The organism is Paenibacillus sp. J5C2022 (genome assembly GCF_025567625.1).
GTDB lineage: Bacteria > Bacillota > Bacilli > Paenibacillales > Paenibacillaceae > Pristimantibacillus.
Genome location: NZ_JAOQJC010000004.1, coordinates 63,452 through 81,504 on the forward strand (window position 1 = coordinate 63,452; position 18,053 = coordinate 81,504).

The 18,053-nt window shown below is 52.4% G+C and carries 14 protein-coding genes and 1 tRNA gene; 11 read left to right on the plus strand and 4 right to left on the minus strand.

Annotation, left to right across the window (positions count from 1 at the left end; genetic code table 11):
* Window positions 1-11 precede the first annotated feature (11 nt).
* From M6D81_RS04485 to M6D81_RS04530, 10 genes are all read left to right on the plus strand, one after another.
* Window positions 12-1,232, plus strand: coding sequence for a glycosyltransferase family 4 protein (locus tag M6D81_RS04485; RefSeq protein WP_262675628.1), 1,221 nt, complete (start codon window positions 12-14; stop codon window positions 1,230-1,232).
* Window positions 1,186-2,328: a glycosyltransferase gene (locus M6D81_RS04490; protein ID WP_262675629.1), complete on the plus strand. Its 1,143-nt coding sequence runs from the start codon at window positions 1,186-1,188 to the stop codon at window positions 2,326-2,328. Before M6D81_RS04485 ends, M6D81_RS04490 begins: the two co-directional genes overlap by 47 nt.
* A 1,419-nt stretch (window positions 2,329-3,747) precedes the next feature.
* Complete coding sequence (locus M6D81_RS04495; protein WP_262675630.1) at window positions 3,748-4,782, plus strand: glycosyltransferase family 4 protein; 1,035 nt, start codon at window positions 3,748-3,750, stop codon at window positions 4,780-4,782.
* Window positions 4,783-5,107: 325 nt separating this feature from the next.
* Complete coding sequence (locus M6D81_RS04500; RefSeq protein ID WP_262675631.1) at window positions 5,108-6,007, plus strand: glycosyltransferase family 2 protein; 900 nt, start codon at window positions 5,108-5,110, stop codon at window positions 6,005-6,007.
* Between the two features lie 6 nt (window positions 6,008-6,013).
* Window positions 6,014-7,387, plus strand: coding sequence for an oligosaccharide flippase family protein (locus M6D81_RS04505; protein WP_262675632.1), 1,374 nt, complete (start codon window positions 6,014-6,016; stop codon window positions 7,385-7,387).
* A 148-nt stretch (window positions 7,388-7,535) separates the two neighbouring features.
* Window positions 7,536-8,489, plus strand: a complete 954-nt coding sequence (locus tag M6D81_RS04510; RefSeq protein WP_410795692.1) for a polysaccharide pyruvyl transferase family protein — start codon at window positions 7,536-7,538, stop codon at window positions 8,487-8,489.
* Window positions 8,490-8,523: 34 nt separating this feature from the next.
* Window positions 8,524-9,918, plus strand: a complete 1,395-nt coding sequence (locus tag M6D81_RS04515) for a sugar phosphate nucleotidyltransferase (protein WP_262675634.1) — start codon at window positions 8,524-8,526, stop codon at window positions 9,916-9,918.
* A 19-nt stretch (window positions 9,919-9,937) separates the two neighbouring features.
* The gene (locus M6D81_RS04520) at window positions 9,938-11,278 is read left to right on the plus strand and encodes a UDP-glucose dehydrogenase family protein (RefSeq protein WP_262675635.1); all 1,341 of its coding nucleotides are present in this window, start codon (window positions 9,938-9,940) and stop codon (window positions 11,276-11,278) included.
* Window positions 11,279-11,318: 40 nt separating this feature from the next.
* Window positions 11,319-13,601 carry a hypothetical protein gene (locus tag M6D81_RS04525; RefSeq protein WP_262675636.1) on the plus strand — a complete coding sequence of 761 codons (2,283 nt, stop codon included), beginning with the start codon at window positions 11,319-11,321 and terminating at the stop codon, window positions 13,599-13,601.
* An 88-nt stretch (window positions 13,602-13,689) separates the two neighbouring features.
* The gene (locus M6D81_RS04530; RefSeq protein ID WP_262675637.1) at window positions 13,690-14,562 is read left to right on the plus strand and encodes a hypothetical protein; all 873 of its coding nucleotides are present in this window, start codon (window positions 13,690-13,692) and stop codon (window positions 14,560-14,562) included.
* 1 nt (window position 14,563) lies between these two features.
* On the opposite strand, the gene M6D81_RS04535 is transcribed toward M6D81_RS04530, so the two are convergent.
* From M6D81_RS04535 to M6D81_RS04550, 4 genes are all read right to left on the minus strand, one after another.
* Complete coding sequence (locus M6D81_RS04535; RefSeq protein ID WP_262675638.1) at window positions 14,564-14,926, minus strand: helix-turn-helix domain-containing protein; 363 nt, start codon at window positions 14,924-14,926, stop codon at window positions 14,564-14,566.
* Between the two features lie 342 nt (window positions 14,927-15,268).
* On the minus strand, window positions 15,269-15,910 hold the full coding sequence (locus M6D81_RS04540) for an Ltp family lipoprotein (RefSeq protein ID WP_262675639.1): 642 nt from the start codon (window positions 15,908-15,910) through the stop codon (window positions 15,269-15,271).
* 56 nt (window positions 15,911-15,966) lie between these two features.
* Window positions 15,967-16,089: a hypothetical protein gene (locus tag M6D81_RS04545; protein WP_262675640.1), complete on the minus strand. Its 123-nt coding sequence runs from the start codon at window positions 16,087-16,089 to the stop codon at window positions 15,967-15,969.
* A 558-nt stretch (window positions 16,090-16,647) separates the two neighbouring features.
* Window positions 16,648-16,721, minus strand: a tRNA-Pro gene (locus M6D81_RS04550).
* Between the two features lie 340 nt (window positions 16,722-17,061).
* On the opposite strand from M6D81_RS04550, the gene cysK reads away from it, so the two are divergent.
* Entirely contained in the window at window positions 17,062-17,985 is a 924-nt protein-coding gene (cysK, locus tag M6D81_RS04555; protein WP_262675641.1) for a cysteine synthase A, read from the plus strand.
* Window positions 17,986-18,053 lie beyond the last annotated feature (68 nt).

Here is an 18,053-nt window from a genome sequence, read left to right on the forward strand (position 1 = left end):
TTTGAAGAGGGATGATGAAAATACTCGTCGTGTGCAGCGATTTTCCTTATCCTGCCGATCATGGAGGCAGAGTGGATACCTGGGGCAGGATCAAAGCTCTTGCGGAGCTGGGCTGGCGAATCGATCTGGCGGTCTGCGCCAAGCAGGCGCCTTCGGCTGCGGACAGGGAAGCCGCAAGCGTCTATGTGAACCGCATCCTATTCCGCGAGCGAACCGGCAGGCTGGCGGACTTGCTGCACAGGCTTCCGATGCAGGTTCAATCCCGTGTAGGGTTGCGGCAGATGGAGCTGGACGGCGGATACGATTACGTGCTGCTGGAAGGCGATTACGTCTACCCCATACTGGAGCATCCCGCCATATCTCCGGCAAGTGCGATATTGCGGGTCCACAATGACGAAGCGGCCTACTTCAAGGCGCTGGCCCGCAGCGCCGGCAATCCGGCCCATAAGCTCTATTATTATATGGAGTCTCTGAAGTTCGCCGGATTGCAAGAAAGGATGCGCCGAAAGGTAGACAAATACCTGTTCATCTCAAGCAAGGAATACGATCGCTTCCGGGAACGGGACCCCGGAGCCATCAGCCGCTTTCTGCCGCCGCCAATCACTCGGGAGGTGTTCAAGCCGGGGACATTACACAGGGGGCATGTCGTATTCATCGGTTCATTGTTCATGCCGAACAATCGCGAGGCGATTCACTGGTATCTGACTCATGTCCATCCCAAGCTGCGAGGCGAGCCGGGGTATCGCTTCATTGTGGCGGGCAATACGCGCGGGAGGGGATTGGACTGGCTCAAGGGCGCCGATCTGAGAGATGTCGAGGTGCATGATACGCCGGAAAGTCTGGACGGCATATACGGGCAAGGCTATCTGTTCGTCAATCCGATGCGGAACGGGGCGGGCGTCAAGCTGAAGACGATCGAAGCGATTCAGAACGGTCTACCGGTCGTATCGACTTCGGTCGGCTGCGAAGGCACGGGACTGGTCGACGGAGAGCATATTCTTGTGGCGGACAGCCCGGAAGCGTTCTGCGACAGAATCAGATTGCTGCTTCGCGATCCCGGGATGGCTGGAAAGCTGCTGGAATCGTCTCAGCTATTCATTCGAACCTGTTATAACCATAAGGAGGTGCTGAAGGGGTTCTTTCAATCCCTTGGTCCCCAAATATCTCAAGAGTGGAGTGCTTCGGATGCGCAACAGAAAAATCAACGTCATGTTTGTGACGCACGCGGATAAAAAGGGCGGGGCCGAGCAAAGTCTTATTCATTTGATCAACTATCTGAATACGACGCAGTATCGGATCTTCCTGATCAGCCCGGGCGAAGCGTCTTATCTGCCGGAGATTCGGGCGGAATACGAGCATATTCCACTGTGCCTGGAGAGTGTGAAGAAAAGGCTCGGATTCGACTATGCCGCGACTGTATGGCGAATTCGGGCGCTGGTCAGGAAGCACCGAATCGATATCGTTCACGCCAATGGCTGGCGTGCGCCATGGTATGCCGCGCCTCTTAAGCTCTTCGCGCGCTGCAAGCTGGTATGGCATCACCGGGATTTCATGCAGCAGCGCATGTATGATCAAGTGCTGCCGCGGTTCATGGACCGTGTCATCTGCATCTCGCAATTCGTGGCAGGCTCCATTCAAGGAGACAACAAAACCGTTATCTACAACGGTATCGATCCGAAGCTTGCGCTGACGCCGAAGAGCAGGAAGTTCAAGGAAGACGGCAAGCTTGTCGTAGGCATCTTCGGCCGGATCGTGGAGTGGAAAAGGTATCATCTTGTCATCGATGCTGTCCATATGCTCGCGCAAAGCGGAAAGCTGGATTGGAAGCTGCTGATCGTCGGCGATGTGTCCGTGGACGGCTCGGAAACGTACTACTCGGATCTGATTCAGCGAGCGATCGATTACGGCCTGGAGCATCATGTGGAATTCTACGGGTACAGCAGCAAGCCAATCGAGTTGATGAAAGCATGCGATCTGACAATCAACTTCTCCCGCAACGAGCCGTTCGGCCGGGTCATTATCGAATCGATGCTTGCTCAGACGCCGGTTATCGTAGCCGATTCCGGCGGAGCTCCCGAGATTATCCGCCGCACGCAAGGCGGAATCGTTGTGAAGGACGGGGACGTGGAAGCGCTGAGTCACGCCATTAATAGCTTCGATGAGGGCGCGTTCGACAGCGAGGAGATGGGCAATCGCGGATACCGCAGCGTTATGAAGGAATTCCATATGAGCCCGATCGCCCGTCAGGTGGAGGACACCTACTGCGCTCTGCTGGAGCAGCCGGTCGCGTCGGAGAAGCCAGACGCGGTAAGGAGAGCGGCACAGTGAAAGGTGCGGTGAGCGTCGCAGTGAATGGTGAGGTGAGCGTCGCAGTGAATGATCAAGCTGCATGATCAGTGCGCCGCACCGGTGGACCAGTGAGTCGCACCGTCGTGTTTGTACGAAAAATCGTACAAAATCCCTGGAATGGTGCGCCACGCCGTCGTGTTTGTACGAAAAATCGTACAAAATCCCTGAAATGGTGAGCCGCCCCGGTGCATTTGTACGAAAAATCGTACAAAACCTCTGGAATGGTGCGCCGCACCGGTGCATTTGTACGAAAAATCGTACAAAACCTCTGGAATAGTGCGCCACGCCGTCGTGTTTGTACGAAAAATCGTACAAACCCTCTGGAGTGGTGAGCCGCCCGGTGCATTTGTACGAAAAATCGTACAAAATCCCTGAAATGGTGCGCCACGCCGTCGTGTTTGTACGAAAAATCGTACAAAATCCCTGGAATAGTGTGCTGCGCCTTCGTGTTTGTACGAAAAATCGTACAAAATCCCTGAAATGGTGCGCTACGCCGTCGTGTTTGTACGAAAATCGTACAAAATCCCTGGAATGGTGCGCCACGCCGTCGTGTTTGTACGAAAAATCGTACAAAATCCCTGGAATGGTGCGCCACGCCGTCGTGTTTGTACGGAAAATCGTACAAAACCTCTGGAATAGTGCGCCACGCCGTCGTGTTTGTACGAAAAATCGTACAAAATCCCTGAAATGGTGCGCTACGCCGTCGTGTTTGTACGAAAAATCGTACAAAATCCCTAGAATGGTGAGCCGCACCGGTGCATTTGTACGAAAAATCGTACAAAACCTCTGGAATGGTGCGCCACGCCGTCGTGTTTGTACGAAAAATCGTACAAAATCCCTGGAATGGTACGCCACGCCGGTGCATTTGTACGAAAAATCGTACAAAATCCCTGGAATGGTGCGCCACGCCGGTGCATTTGTACGAAAAATCGTACAAAACCTCTGGAATGGTGAGCCGCACCGGTGCATTTGTACGAAAAATCGTACAAAATCCCTGAAATGGTGAGCCACGCCGGTGCATTTGTACGAAAAACCGTACAAAACCTCTGGAATGGTGAGCCGCACCGGTGCATTTGTACGAAAAATCGTACAAAATCCCTGAAATGGTGCGCCACGCCGTCGTGTTTGTACGAAAAATCATACAAACCCTTGAAGTAGCGTTGAATCTCAGACGAGGGAAAGTGTGCTTGAAGTGTCTAGAACGCGTCAATATGGCCATTAGGCGATGAACGGCTTGGGGCACAGGGTGGAGCGTCTAGGTGGCCATTTTGAGCGATGAACGGTTACTTTTTCGAGCTGGTACGGAATGGGGCTGCGAGGTGGTACAGGATAACGCTGTGAGTTGGACACGGAATATCGTACAAATTACATTTTACTGAACAGAAGGGAAGCGGATTTGTGAAAGTATGGATGTGGCCGAAATCAAGCCCGTTGAACAGGTACAACGATCTATTGTCGGATTCATTGGGTGAAGCGGGCATTGAGGTGATGGATCTGGAGCACGGCAGACTGATGCTGAAGATCGGCAGAGTGAAGCCTGGGGATACGGTCCATATCCATTGGATTCATCATGCTTATCAGCACAGTAACCCGCTTCTGTTCGTGGTCAAGTCGCTCATTCTGATCTTGACGATGCTTTATTTGCGGTTGCGGAACATCGGATTAGTCTGGACGATTCACAACTTGTACCCGCATCAGATGAAGTATGGACGCTTGGAACGTTGGATGCGCTCGCTTATATGCCATTTCTGCACAGGGCTAATCGTCGCCTCTGAATCGATCAAGCGCAAAGCCGTTAAGGAGTTCGGCGTTCCGCCCGACAAGCTCCATGTCGTCAAGCACGGACACTATCTGGACGTATACAAGCCGCAAGGCATCTGCCTCCGTAAGGAATACGGAATTGACGAGAAAGCAGACGTCTTCCTGTTTATGGGCGCGATCAAGGCTTATAAGGGTGTCGAAGATTTGATTCAGGCGTTCAATGCGATAAAGACCAAGGAAACGCATTTACTTATTGCGGGCAAAGCGGATGAGGAGCAAGAGCGGTATTTGCGCCAGATGGAAGATGCCGACAATATCGTACTGCGGCTTGGCTTCGTTCCGAATGAGGAAGTAGCAGACCTGGTTCGTGCTGCGGACGTGCTGGTGTTGCCTTACAAGGAAATCACAACTTCGGGTTCGGCGATTCTGGGACTGTCGTTCCAGAAGCTCGTTGTCATGCCGGACAATGAATTCGTGAATGAATATTTCCGGGAGGGCATGGTCGTGACCTACGATCCGGCGAAGCCCGGGGGATTGGACAATGCGCTTATGACTGCGCGTAGTGTCAAATACGGGCAGCGGACATCCCGCTACGAGGAAGCGCTCAGGGAGCTGGATTGGAGTGTGGTCGCGCAGAAGACGAAACGGGTGTATCGGGCTCGGGCAGTATAGAGTGTGATTGCGCAATCGACGAAACGGGTGTATCGAACTCGGGCTGTATAGAGTGTGGTCGCGAAGAAGACGAAACGGGTGTATCGAACTCGGGCAGTATAGAGTGTGATTGCGCAATCGACGAAACGGGTGTATCGAACTCGGGCAGTATAGAGTGTGGTCGCGAAGAAGACGAAACGGGTGTATCGAACTCGGGCTGTATAGAGTGTGGTCGCGAAGAAGACGAAACGGGTGTATCGGGCTCGCTCGGGCTGCGGGTGTATCTGGCCGTTTAGAGGAGGATGGTTCACCGGCATCACAAGTAACGAAGAACGGGGATGAATGGATGAAAGCAACGGTAGCCGTCTGTACCCACAACCGGGCAGAGGATACGAGGGAGGCAGTTCAGAGTGTGCTGGACGGCAGCTATCGCGGTGATGATATGGAGATCATCGTCGTAGATAACGGTTCGACGGACACTACCGCCGAGGTCATCGGAGCGCTATGCGACAGGCATGGCCCCCGGGTGCGTTATGTGTACGAGCAGCGACTAGGGCTGTCGGTCGCCCGCAACCGGGCTATTCGCGAGGCGAGAGGAGAATATATTTTATTTCTGGACGATGACGCCCTTGCGTCCCGGGAATGGGTGGAGGAGATACTGCATGTATTCGAGGGCGATTCCGGTATCGGCTGCGTCGGAGGACGAATCGACCCGATCTGGGAAGCGGGGGAGCCGGCATGGATACCGGACGAGCACCGCTCCGTATTTACGATTCTGGACTTTGCGGATTCGATAACGGAGATGGAAGCGCCCGCGATTCCATACGGAGCGAATGTCGCCTTTCGGACAAGCGCGTTAATGGAAGGGGAGTTATTCCGGGAAGATCTGGGACGGGTTGGCAGCAAGCTGCTGTCCAGTGAGGAGAGCGAGTTGATCGCCAGATTGCGCAGGAAGCATAAGGTTGTCTATACGCCTCACGGTTCCGTCAGACATAAAATCGCCAAGACGCGCACAACGAGGAAATGGTTTCTCAGGCGCATTTTTTGGCAAGGCGTCAGCGATGCGGTAAAACGCGGGGACCGAAGCGCTTGGGCCATGGCCAAGCATATCATACGCATGCTGCAAGCCATTATGGCGACGCTGCCCGCGGTTTTCCATCCCAAGGCGTTCATCCGCCAGGTGAGCAACATCTGCTACCGCAACGGAACGCTTGTCGGAATTCTTCGGTATGGCGGGAAGGGCTGACGGCAGATGGCGCAAATCGCTTTGAGCAAAGTGTGGAGGAGCGGAGGGCTTGTCGGCACGATCTTCCGCACCAGTGCTACCAACCTGCTCGTGATGGTGCTGAGCACGCTGACCTCAATCGCATCGGCCCGCATGTTCGGCGTCGTCGGGAAGGGAGAATTCTCGGCCATTCTGTACTGGCCAACGCTGTTGGCCGGGCTGGTGTCATTCGGGCTGCCCACTTCACTGATCTACAATTTAAAAAACAACAAGGGCAGCAGCGCCGACTTCATCCGGGCGGGCTTTCTATTCCAGCTTCCCGTCGTACTTGTGACGGGGGCAGCTGCCTGGACTTGGATGCCTTCCTGGCTGGCGAATTATCCCGGTGAGGTCGTGGAAACCGCAAGATGGTACGCGGTTGCCATGCTGCCGATCTTGCTCGCGATCAATCTTCTGGCCGCTCTAGCGCAAAGCACGGGCCGATTCCAGACATACAATGGTTTGCGGCTGTCCGTACCGTTGTTCAACTTCATCGGTCTGACAGCGTTATGGGCTGCGGGTCATCCGTCGCTGTCCGCAGCGGCGGCTGTCTTCCTCGCCACAAGCGCGGCGGTCGTCGTCTGGACATTCTACAGTCTGCGGGACTCGCTGGCTATCAACTGGCTGAAGGGGCTAGGCAACCGGCTGGCGGCCAAGGCGCTGCTTGGGTACGGCAGCAGGGTGTTCGGCGTGGAACTGCTCGGGACGTTATACGCCCAATTCGACAAGCTCATTATTCTGACGATGCTTTCAGCCAGAGAGTTAGGGTTGTATACGGTCGTCTATGCGCTGTCGCGTGTGTTCAACGTTGTGCAGATGGCGATTACGAATGTTGTGTTTCCGAAAGTGACGGGTCAGGACAAAAGCGTCATCATCGCCACGGTCGCTCGGGCGTTCCGGCTCTCGATGCTATTAATGGCGATAGCGGCGGTTCCTTGCATGCTGATTGGCCGCTTCCTAATGGGCGTCTTGTTCGGAGAACCGTTCCTGGAAGCTAGCTTCGCCTTCTATCTGCTGTCGGTAGAGTGCATGATCGGCGGCGGATCGTGGATTCTCGCATCTGCGTTCAACGCAATGGGCAGGCCGGGGCTCGTGCTGATCAGGCAGATGATCGCGCTGGCGGCGACGATTGGGCTGTTCTTCCTGCTAGTACCGCAGTACGGCCTTAACGGCATCGCGTTGTCCCTGTTAATCGGCTCGTTCATCCGGCTGGGGGTAACGCTTCTGGCCATGCGCATTACATTTCGGGAGCGGCTGTCGACCCTGCTGTTTGACCGAACGGACTTCCGCTTTCTTCAGATGCGGATGCAAGAGAAAAAACGTCGCAAAGGAGCGAATGAACATGCAGATGGAACACACTAAGACGCCGCCAAAGCCATCAGCTTTGGGGCATGCAGCAGTGCAGGATTCGCCGGTCATGTGTCCGCCAAAGGAGGCTTCATGCGGGACGGCATCCGGGGCGCAAGCCGAAGAGTGGGCTGATTCGCAGGCGATGCAACCGCCGAAGGAGATGCAAGAGCGCAGCCGGCATCCTATGGACGAACTGAAGTGTCAGCTTAGCCGCATACTGACGGTTATTCCGAAGGGTTCGACCATTCAATATATCGATTATCCCGTTTATAACAACGGCGGCGATCTGTTGATTATGAAAGGAACCGAGGCTTTTTTCAGGGAGAACGGCATTCGTATCCACGCGCGTTATAGCGTCCTGGATTTTCCCGAATCGCTTGCGGTTCCGCGCGATCATATCATTGTGCTGCAGGGCGGGGGTAATTTCGGAGATTTGTATCCCGTACACCAGAAGCTTCGGGAGCGGGTCGTGGCAAGTTATCCGCATAATCGTATCGTTATTTTGCCGCAAACGATTTTTTATCGGAAGGATTCGGAGTTTCGGCAGACGGCCCATATTTTCAACCGGCATCCCGATGTGCACTTATTCGTAAGGGACCCGTTGTCTTACAAGGCGGCCAAGGAGTGGTTCGGGCAATGTTCGATCTACCTTTCTCCGGATATGGCCCATCAGCTGTGGCCGATTGTTCCGGCAAGCAAGCCGGGCAAAAAACTGCTGCGGTTCCTCCGCACCGATATGGAGAAGACCAATGATCAGATCGCACTTGAAGAGGGCGGCTCAGATGACTGTCTGGACTGGTGCTCGCTGTACAATCGCGTGGAACGCAAGTCGATTTATTTGATCGGGCGGATGTTGAAGAAGGGAACGGGGCCGCTGCCGATGGGGACGATCTGGAGCAAATACAGCGACTACTTGGTGGACAAGGCGATTCGTCGCTTCAGTCAATATGAAGCGGTTCAAACGTCCAGGCTGCACGGCCACATTCTGTCCTGCCTATTGGACAAGCCCAACACGCTGTTCGACAATTCATACGGCAAAAACTCCGGTTACTTTCATACGTGGACGAGCAGTGTGCAGACGGCCCGCCTGGCGGGCTCCGAGGAAACGCATTAGCGGATGAGATGATTCGATAGGGGAGGAATTCCAGATGAAAATAGTGTTGTTGTCGGGAGGATCGGGCAAGCGGCTGTGGCCGCTTTCTAATGACTCCAGATCCAAGCAGTTTTTGAAGGTGCTGCCGGATGCTACAGGTAGTCCGGAATCCATGGTTAAGCGAGTATGGGGACAAATCGAAGAGGCCGGACTGCGGCGGCATGCCTATATCGCAACAAGCCAGCCGCAGGTCGAGATGATTCAAAGCCAGCTTGGCAGCGAAGTCGAGATAATCGTCGAGCCGGAGCGAAGAGATACGTTTCCGGCTATCGCGCTGTCCGTCGCTTATTTGTACTCTGTGGAAGGCGTCGGTCTCAGTGAAACCGTAGTTGTCATGCCGGTTGATCCCTATGTGGACACATCGTTCTTCCAAAAAGCAAAGGAATTGGAGCGGGTATTGGATCATTCCGGAGCCGACTTGGCGCTGATGGGCGTCAAGCCGACCTTCCCTTCGGAGAAGTACGGCTACATCGTGCCGGCGGAGGACTCTGAGCCAATCTCTGTTCGGGATATTCGTGGGGAGCTGTCCTATTGCAAGGTGAGCAGCTTCAAGGAAAAGCCGGCCAGTGAGGAAGCGATCCGGATGATGGAACAATCGGCGCTCTGGAATTGCGGCGTGTTCGCCTTCAAGCTGGAATTTCTAATAAACATTCTCATTGCCGGCGGCTATCCGATTCAATATAACGAAATGTTGAAGCGATATGCCCAGCTCCCCAAGACCAGCTTCGATTACGAAATCGTAGAGCGCTCCAATCGCATCGTGGCTATGCCATACGAAGGCGAGTGGAAGGATCTAGGAACCTGGAACACGCTAACGGAGCAAATTCGCGATTCGTTGATCGGCAAAGGGATGATTGCCGGAACCTCGGACAATACGCATGTCATCAACGAGCTTGATATCCCCATTACGCTTCTCAATCTGTCCAATGTGGTCGTAGCTGCGAGTCCTGACGGCATACTCGTATCAGACAAGGACGCGAGTCCGATGATCAAAGAAATCATGAAGCATTCCGACCAGCGGCCGATGTACGAGGAGCGGCGCTGGGGGCGCTACCGGGTACTCGATTATTTGAAATATCCGGGCGGAACGGAAGTGCTGACGAAGCGCATATGCGTAAGCTCTTCGCAAAATCTGAGCTATCAGTACCATCAGCTGAGACGCGAGGTGTGGACGATTATTTCCGGCGAAGGGGAGGTGGTGCTCAACGGCAGAATGTTTCGGGTCAAGGCCGGCGATGTGCTGACGATCGAGAAGGAAAGCCGGCACAGCCTGCGCGCGGACACCGAGATGGAAATCATCGAAGTGCAGACAGGAACGCAGCTGATCGAGGAGGATATTGTGCGCCTGGCTTACGACTGGAATGAAATCTTGGACCTGTGCACCGCTTGACGAAAAGGGAGGAAGAGGCATGAAAATTACAGTCATCGGGACCGGATACGTCGGGCTCGTATCAGGCGTATGCTACGCGGAGATAGGCCATGAAGTCGTCTGTGTCGATAAGGAGCCCGCCAAAATCGACATGCTGCAAGACGGCGAAATTCCGATCTATGAGCCGGGCCTGAAGAAGCTGATCGAGGGAGAACGACTTGCCGACAGGCTGTCATTCACGACCGATCTACCCTCTTCCGTTCGGCGCTCCGAGCTCATCATTATCGCGGTTGGAACGCCCCCGCTGCCTAACGGTGAAGCCAATCTGAGCTATATCGACGGCGCTGCGAAAGAGATTGCGATGGCGATGGACGGGTACAAAATGATTGCCGTGAAAAGCACTGTTCCTGTCGGGACGAACGAACGGCTGGCCGGCATTATCCACTCAATGACGGATAAGCCTTTCGACAGCATTTCGCTTCCAGAATTTCTGCGGGAGGGCACCGCCGTCCATGATACATTGCATCCGGACCGCATCGTCATTGGCGCCGAATCGGAAGCGGCGGCTCGCAGGATGGTGGAATTGCACAATCCGTTGACGGATCAACTGATGGTGACAGATATTCGGAGCGCGGAGATGATTAAATATGCATCCAACGCTTTCCTGGCTACCAAAATCTCGTTCATCAACGAAATCGCGAACATTTGCGAAAAGGTGGGAGCGGACGTGTTGCGAGTAGCGGAGGGCATGGGGCGCGACCGTCGAATCGGACCATCTTTTTTGAATGCCGGCATCGGTTATGGAGGATCATGTTTCCCTAAGGACACGAAAGCGCTGATTCAAATCGCGGGCCATGTCGATTATGAATTCAAGCTGCTTCGTTCTGTCGTTGAAGTGAATCAGGATCAGCGCTTCAGCATTATCCGAAAGCTGGAGAAGTGCTTCGACGGAGAGCTTGCAGGAAAGACGGTAGCAGTATGGGGACTGGCATTCAAGCCGAACACCGACGACGTGCGAGATACACCTGCGCTTGAAATTATATCGCACTTGCTTGACGCAGGAGCTCGCGTCAGAGCCTACGATCCTGTAGCAACCGGCAACTTCCGGCTGCTGTTGGGGCGGGAAGGGGTATCATGGCACGGGAAGGCGATGGACGCCGCATCAGGTGCCGATGCGCTTTGCCTGCTTACCGATTGGGAAGAATTCGCCCAGGTGAATCTTATGCAGCTGCAGTCGATAATGAAGCGCCCGATTTTGATTGACGGACGCAATGTGTTCGATGAGCAGGATTTGCTGAATACCGGTTTTATTTATGATTCGATCGGGCGTCCCAGCCTGAAGCAAGGCACGAAACAGCAGATGCCTGTTCTTCAATTCTAGCAACACATAGCTTAACCATAAAAGAAGAGGTGATGAAGACATGTTGAAAGTAAGGAAGTCGATTACAGCGGCCACGCTCAGCGTTGCATTGCTCGGAGCATCGTTGGCCGGCCTGCCGTCATACGGCGGAGGACAGGTGATGCCCGGCTCCGTGGGGGTAGCCAGCGCTGCTGAAGCGGGATTGCCCTCCGGTGTATTCTTGAATCGGATGAACGAGCTTCATGAAGCGTTGCTGGCGGGGGAGCCAGCCGACGTACAGGATGTAAGGAATTTGCGCGACGAGATCGCAGCCTTGGACGTGGAAGCCAATCTGCATCTGCTGGACCCGATGTGGGGCAAGATCAGCGCCAATCTCCCGGATGATGCGAACGAGCAGGAGCTGAAGGCGAATTTGTTTCGCATCGTCAAGGCTGTCGGCTCATTCCGCTATGATCCGCAAGCTTCGCAGCTGGAAGCCATCCGAACGAACCCGGAGTTTCGCGCGACACTGAAAACGATAGCCGCTGCGGGCGGCAGTGCGAACATTACGATTGACGATTTCCTTGTCTTCCTGTTCGGCGATGGCGGAAGCCGCAGGGGCGTAGAGGGGACGATCGTCGATGAGCTTGCAGAATTGTCTTCCGCCCAGCTCATGAGCCTGCTTGCCGACGAGGAAGGCATTACGAACGTGCTGCTGCAGGCAACAGAGAAGCTGCTTGCCCAAGTAGACGACTACACGTTCAGCGCTATATTATCCGAACTCGATGTGACGGCACAGGATGTGCGAGCGCTTGTAGGCAATTTCCAGGCGAAGCTGCAGAAGGACGTGCCTGCTATTCGTGCGATGACGGTCGCCTACATTCGGACGGCCGCCGAGACCGCGGTGGAAGTCAGTGATGACGGCCGCCAGCACGAGTATCGGTTGAAGGTATTCTCGGTCGACATTCCTTCGCTTGTCGTGCTGTGGTCCAAGGAGTCGGGCAGTCCCGATGTGTCGGTAAGCGCAAACGGCATTGTGACAATCCCGGATGATGTGATGAGCGCATCTGCCGTTATTCAGGCCAGTCTGATTAATCCTTATGGCGGCTCGCCGAAAATGATTATCCGCAAGGAAGTAACGTTGACGGCCGGGAGCGGGAATGTATTCCCGGCAGAGCAATTCATGGAACGGATGAATGAGCTGCGAGAAGCGCTGCTGGCAGGCGATCCCGAAGACGCCGAAGCAGTAAGGGAACTGCGTGAGGAATTAGCCTCGCTCAGCTTCGACAGGGATCATAGGCTAATCGACCCGATCTGGAAGCCGATCGCCCAGCATCTTCCCGATTCGGTGGACAAGGACGAATTGAAGAAAACGCTGTTCGATATGATCATCGCCATCGGCTTATTCCGTTGCGACCCGCAAGCTTCAGATCTGGATGCGATCCGGACGAATCCAGATTATCAGTCGGCCATACAAACATTGGCTGCTGCCGGCGGCGTCAATGACGTGTCCATGGACGATTTCCTCATTCTATTATTCGGCGCCGGAGAGGAACGCGGTGGCCTGGAAGGCGAAATACTGGATATCGTGAAAGATATGAATGCTACAGAGCTTGGCAAGCTGCTGAGCGATAAAGGCAAGCTGAACAATCTGGTCATCGAAGCGCTGGAAGAGCTGATGGAGGAAGAGGATGACTATGCACTTGTGAAGGCGCTACATGAGTTGGGAGTGAAGACGAAGGATATTCGTTCGACCGCTCTGGCGTTTCAGAGCAAGCTGAAGCATGAAGAGGAAGCGATGCAGGCATTGGCAGTGGCCTATATTCGTGCCGATTCGGAGGCTTCGGTGAAAGTGTCGGAGAATGGCAGACAGCATAATTATTCGCTGTCGGTGTACGGAATTGCATTCCCGACCGGCTGGCTGAAGTGGTCCAAAGTGTCCGGCGATCAAGTCGTGAAGGTAGACTGGCAGGGCAAGGTGTCCATTCCGAAAAATGTCGACTCCGGAACGGCTGTCATTCAAGCGGCTCTGACGCTTCCGTTCGATCGTTCGACTAAGGTATTGTTCCAGCAGGAGGTTACGCTGGTGAACGGCGACGTGGGTGAAGTGGAAAAGAAGATTGAGAAGATTATGCAGCAATTGGAAGACAAGCTGGACAAGATTCAGGACAAGCTAGCGTCCGCCAAGCACGATCATCAAAAAATTAATCTTCTAATGGATGCGGTCCGCGCAGGCAATGAGGCTGCTAAAGACCTGCTCAAGCTTGAACTGGAGCCTTCGAGGCTGGCTGAAGTGTTGAGCGTCGTGAAGGAGAAGGTCAATGAAACGGTTGCCATGATTATTAACGAACTGCTGGAATTTTAAACGATAGCCGAACTCGTTCGCACACGCATGGCGAACGGGTTCGGCTGTCTATTGATGGTCTTAAGCATAGAAAGGCGGTGCCAGCAAGATGGGGAAAAAAAGTTCCCATACGAAACGACGGTCGCAAGCGGGCAATGCGAGTCCGATCATTATCGTCTTGTCGACGATGACGGTTACGTTATTGATCGTGTGGGGCGGATTGTATTGGCAGGAGAAATCGGAGGATAAGCCGACCATATATGCAAGCGAAGCGGATAACGAGCCTGTCGTGATGGTGGATCTGGACAAGCTGCAGCAAGTGAATGCGGAATCGGCGAATACCGGTTCCGGCAATGAATCCATCAGCTCCGAAGGGGAAGGCTCAGGAGAAGAGACAGCACCGGTTGCCGATGACGAGAAGACTGCTGCCGGAGATTCCTTAGCTGGAACTGTCCAAAAGCCGACAACGCCGGAAGTGCCGGTCAAGCCGGATTCGAAGCAGGAGAATAAGCCTGTGACGAAGCCGATTCCCGGATCTCCCAGTCCAACGCCAATGCCTACGCCAAGGCCAACTCCCGAACCAACTCCCGATCCAACACCGGAAGAGAGCGAAGGGACGCTTGAACCATCGCCTGAGCCAACGCCCGCCGATGCCGCCGCGTTATATGAAGCCGAGCTGATTGCCGTTCAAGCTGTCTGCGTAGAAGATTTGAAGCAGGTGCTGCAGAAAGCGGAAGTCAGTATCGGGGAGGTGGATAAAACGGATCCGATCGCAGTACAAGCCTTGATCGTCGAACTGACGAACAAACTGCAAACTGCGCAGGACGGATGCGAAGCGCAATTCAACGAGGTGATTGATCGTGCGGAAAAAGATGGCGTGTCGCAAGATACGATTAAGGAATGGAAGTCAACGTTCAACGAAATATTGAAACAAATCCACAGCGAGACAGAATTGAAGCTTCAGGCGATGATGATGTCCTGATTCATTCATCCTTGGGGGAGGTGCGGTCACGAAGCACGCGCTCAAGCAAATGGCGTATAAGCTCCAGATCGTCTTTCTCCAAGGGGACCCCGTCCCAATGTAGCTTGTCTACATTCAAATATTCTTTGGCATTATGATTAATCTCGGCTGGAGGATCAGGGTAATCCGTTAGCCCTAATAGATAGTCGGCCGATGTCCGCAGCTTTCGGGCTATCGTCTGAATCGATTCAATAGTCGGCTGTCTATACCCAGATTCGTAGCCGGCGTAAGTGCTTTTTGCCACACCTACGTAATCCGCTACCTCCTGCATGGTCAATTTCCTTTTTTTTCGCAACTGCTTCAGTCGTTGACCAAACATGCTCATACGATCTCCCTCCAGACGCCTTCTCATCGAATATGCCCATCCCACTGCTTCAATCCATGTAAATTTCATTATATCATGATTACCAGTTACATGTACAAGTTAGTAATATATTCCCATTCCTTCCCTTCCTCCGTTTATATTGAAATGGGATTTAAGTTTTGCGAGTCCAGGTGAGAGAAGTAACGAGCTGTTACATTCTTAATGCTGTTCCACAACTATTAGTGTTGAGAGCGCTTCGAGTTGTGGCATGTTTCGGAGGAAAAGGGAATACTTTTGTGTAATAGCCGACATATTAAAAAGCCGCTACCAGACAGGCAACGGAAGTGTTGTTATTTAATTAGCTTATTCGTATGCCTGACTGACACCATGTTCAGCCTGTTCGCTTGTAAATCCTTCAAACTCTAGTTGTTCTTTCAAGCCCTTCTCTGAGAATGATGAATAATCCAGATACTCTTTCGCTTTAATTACAGCTTGTTCGTTCCAATCTGTGTTAATTTGATCAACTGCATATTCGGCATCTTCAGTAGAATATCCTTCAAATTCTAATTGTTCTATTAAGCCTTTCCTTGAGAAAGCCGTATAATTTAGGTAGCTTTTTGCGGTACGAACTGCATTGCGTTGGCTGGCTGTTTCTTTTACTGTAGGCTCAGGAGTTGGTTCAATAGTAGGTTTAGGAGTTGAACTTGCTTCTTTGATTGACTCTTTATTAACTGGCTCTTTTGCAAGCTCTATTTTGGTTTCTGAATTGGCTTCCGACCTAGTTTCTACAACAGTTTTATTATCACTAGCAATCGTTGTTGTGGTTTCTTCATCAGAAGGATCGCTCACCGCTGCAACAACCAGAATGACGAATGCAATTAATCCAAATAATAAACTTTTCTTTAGGGTGAAATTTGGTGAAATTTTGCGCCTAAGTGGTGGAACAATTGACATTACTATAAAGAACATTAAGGCGAGAAAAGCAAATAAACCGATAAATGCCATGAATAATACACTCCCAATTATATACTTCTTTGTTCATCTTTATTTCTCTGCACTTGCTATTTGCGTTCTTTGACATGCTCATAAATCATATGTACCAAAAACCCAAAGCCCATGCCAAGCAAGAACCAATATTCTATACCGATTCCCACAGCTTGCTTTGTTAATTCAAATGGCAACATTGACTCACTCCTCTTTTCTTGGTATAATTTAATCAAATAAGTCATACACTACAGGCAAGAGGTAAACGCATAGTGTCACCTCTAAAAGAAGTAATCCATCAACTTGTCAGGGTTGGGGTGGACTACTTCTTTTTTGCATCTTTGAGTATTTTCGCTATAACTTTCATCAGTGTCATAGCGAATGTCGCTCCTGCAATAAAGACAGTTATATAATCCATAGGCTCTCACCCCCTTGCCTACAGGATGACAGCCAGCACCCAACATCAACCACTATGCGTTTACCTATTTACAGTATAGTAAGTATTGTATGTGCAATCAATATAAAAATTGGAAGATATAATCATTTCAGCTTTGTGACCAATTTATTTTCTAAACAAAAGGTATGAAATTCATTCTGAAATATTTAATAGCAAGTTTAATGAGCATGAAAAGACCACTCACCAAATGTAGTCGTTACATTTAGAAAGTGGTCTTTATGGGTTAAAGCGTGACTGTCAGTGACTACAACCTTTATAACGTTCAGATAAAACGTCGAAAGCTATAAAGTGTTGAAAGAAATCGGAGTAACTGGATTCGAACCAGCGACCTCACCCACCCCAAGGGTGCGCGCTACCAGGCTGCGCCATACCCCGATATGTACAAATGGCAGCAGGCTGCAGGAGACTGCTTCCGTTTATTATAATCGCGGACTAACGAATTGTAAAGATATCCGCGAGGCATTCTTGCGGCATGTTTGTGTTTCGTATTATTTCCTTTATGAAATTAGTGGCAATAGAAGCCGACAAAATATTCGTCATGAGCGTAAGACCCGGGCAGGTTGTAGAGAAGATCTCGCTTATCAGGCAAGACCGCGGAATCGCAACGACGAGAGCTTCGCCGCGAACAGTCAGATGATTATGAGCCTGCTCGGGCTTAAGTAAACGCATGAAGCAATCGTGCGGACAATGACCAACTAGAGAGGGTGTGCTGACAATGTCGAGAATAGTTTCTTCTGTCACAGAGCTTATAGGCGATACGCCAATCGTGAGGCTGAGACGAGTTGCAGCCGATATGGGCGCATCTGTCTATATGAAGCTGGAATATTTCAATCCCGGCAAGAGTGTGAAGGATCGCGCAGCTTTCAACATGATCCAGCGCGCAGAGCAAGAAGGCAAAATTAAGCGCGGTATCTCCACCATTATTGAGCCTACCTCGGGCAATACTGGAATTGGACTTGCGATGGTTAGCGCAGCTTTCGGGTATCCCTGCATCATTACGATGCCGGAGAGTGCGACCCGGGAGCGTGTGCAGGTGATGATGGCATACGGCGCAGAGGTGCGGCTTACCCCAGCGCATGAAGGGATGAGTGGAGCGATCGCTTGTGCCGAGGAACTGGCTAAGACGATGGAGGACAGCTTCATCCCCATGCAATTCGAGAATCCGGCCAATTCGGACGCGCATCGCTTGACTACAGCGGTCGAAATCCATGAAGCGTTCGAGGGGAAGCTGGATGCGCTGGTGCTGACGGCTGGAACGGGCGGTACAATTACGGGTGTCGGAGAAGAATTGAAGAAGAAGATGCCGTATTTGAAAATATACGCAGTAGAGCCTGTCGGTTCGCCCGTTCTAGCAGGCGGTCAACCAGGCAAACATAAGATTCCAGGCACGGGTCCGGGCTTCGTGCCTGCGATTCTTAATACCTCCATCTATGATGAGATTCTGCATATCAGGGATGACGATGCGCAGCACATGGCGAGAAGACTCGCATCCGAGGAAGGCATCCTCGTTGGCGCTTCTTCCGCAGCATCGGCTTACTTCGCAGTTGAGATCGGGAAGGTGCTGCCGTCTGACGCCCAAGTGCTCTGTATCGCTCCGGATTCAGGAGAACGCTATCTGTCGACGGACTTGTTCGGATAGCAGACAGGCTGCCGGTATGACCGGCAGCCTGTTGTAATGGAGTTATCGCAGGAGTCGAAGTCATCCGT

Bases quoted from the DNA above. Each gene is read 5' to 3' on its own strand.
- M6D81_RS04535 (WP_262675638.1), bottom strand. From the start codon at position 14,926: ATGAGCATGTTTGGTCAACGACTGAAGCAGTTGCGAAAAAAAAGGAAA.
- M6D81_RS04490 (WP_262675629.1), top strand. From the start codon at position 1,186: ATGCGCAACAGAAAAATCAACGTCATGTTTGTGACGCACGCGGATAAA.
- M6D81_RS04520 (WP_262675635.1), top strand. From the start codon at position 9,938: ATGAAAATTACAGTCATCGGGACCGGATACGTCGGGCTCGTATCAGGC.
- M6D81_RS04540 (WP_262675639.1), bottom strand. From the start codon at position 15,910: ATGGCATTTATCGGTTTATTTGCTTTTCTCGCCTTAATGTTCTTTATA.
- M6D81_RS04505 (WP_262675632.1), top strand. From the start codon at position 6,014: ATGGCGCAAATCGCTTTGAGCAAAGTGTGGAGGAGCGGAGGGCTTGTC.
- M6D81_RS04500 (WP_262675631.1), top strand. From the start codon at position 5,108: ATGAAAGCAACGGTAGCCGTCTGTACCCACAACCGGGCAGAGGATACG.
- cysK (WP_262675641.1), top strand. From the start codon at position 17,062: ATGTCGAGAATAGTTTCTTCTGTCACAGAGCTTATAGGCGATACGCCA.
- M6D81_RS04525 (WP_262675636.1), top strand. From the start codon at position 11,319: ATGTTGAAAGTAAGGAAGTCGATTACAGCGGCCACGCTCAGCGTTGCA.
- M6D81_RS04545 (WP_262675640.1), bottom strand. From the start codon at position 16,089: ATGTTGCCATTTGAATTAACAAAGCAAGCTGTGGGAATCGGTATAGAA.
- M6D81_RS04515 (WP_262675634.1), top strand. From the start codon at position 8,524: ATGAAAATAGTGTTGTTGTCGGGAGGATCGGGCAAGCGGCTGTGGCCG.
- M6D81_RS04530 (WP_262675637.1), top strand. From the start codon at position 13,690: ATGGGGAAAAAAAGTTCCCATACGAAACGACGGTCGCAAGCGGGCAAT.
- M6D81_RS04510 (WP_410795692.1), top strand. From the start codon at position 7,536: ATGCAAGAGCGCAGCCGGCATCCTATGGACGAACTGAAGTGTCAGCTT.
- M6D81_RS04485 (WP_262675628.1), top strand. From the start codon at position 12: ATGATGAAAATACTCGTCGTGTGCAGCGATTTTCCTTATCCTGCCGAT.